Origin of the sequence: Vibrio thalassae, assembly GCF_900089835.1 — a bacterium.
Taxonomy (GTDB): domain Bacteria; phylum Pseudomonadota; class Gammaproteobacteria; order Enterobacterales; family Vibrionaceae; genus Vibrio; species Vibrio thalassae.
This window is the reverse complement of sequence record NZ_OANU01000166.1, coordinates 1-789: the sequence shown is the minus strand read 5'-3', so window position 1 is coordinate 789 and position 789 is coordinate 1. Positions and strand designations below refer to the sequence as shown.

Genomic DNA, 789 nt, shown 5'->3' with positions numbered 1-789 from the left:
AAGACTTTGTCGGTTATCTACGACGTCAGTATTGTTGCTTTGGCCAATGTAGTTACCATCTTGTATCGCGATACCAAGTGGCACGGTATAGTTATTCTCATGCATCATTGCTAGGGCGTGATTTAATTGTCCGCGTTTTCGCATCATAAGGTCAGGTGCGCCGAGGCCAACGCCTATTTCTTGCCCATATTGATAAATACTCTTTAAGTACTGTGGGATCCCCACGAATTTCATCATAAGTCTTCAAACTGTATAGTCAGTTTTGATAACTGGCTATACACGTAAATTAACAAAGGTTCATCAGGGCAATAACGCGCATCATCTATCACTTCTCTACCTAAATAGACATAAGATAAGACGCACTTTCGTCTCTCTGTATTGGCTTGCAGCAAACGTGATTGGGTCAGTTGTGCACTCACAAACCCCACGCACCAAAGCATAAACGTTATCAATGATGCGATTAGTATCAGATTGTCATAACGCTTTGCGCTTTTTGAGTTAGCGTACTCCAATCCTAAGCCCAGTTTGCTATTTTTTGTATCTCTAAACGCTTCTTCTATCTGCATACGCTGTGCGTATAGTTTGACGACTTTAGTTGCACTGACTTTCTCATGCTCGGGTAATTTATACACCAATAACCAAGGCTCAACCGCTTTCGCCTGCTGGTATTTATCTGTCGTGCACTGTGACTTCCCACCTCGCTTTTTCTTTGCTATCCGACCTTTCTTTTTATTCTGATAAATAACCGCTTGGCATTGAAATTTTTGTGTCTTGCTATAGTAGATATCG

The 789-nt window shown here is 41.6% G+C and carries 1 protein-coding gene and 1 pseudogene; both read right to left on the bottom strand.

The genetic code is table 11. The annotated features are described in order from the left end of the window. Positions 1–237: pseudogene (locus VTH8203_RS23275) on the bottom strand (hypothetical protein); the annotation flags it as partial. Further along, on the bottom strand, positions 234–789 hold a 556-nt coding region (locus VTH8203_RS23270; RefSeq protein ID WP_158296151.1), incomplete at its 5' end, for a transposase. The pseudogene VTH8203_RS23275 and the gene VTH8203_RS23270, both read right to left, overlap by 4 nt.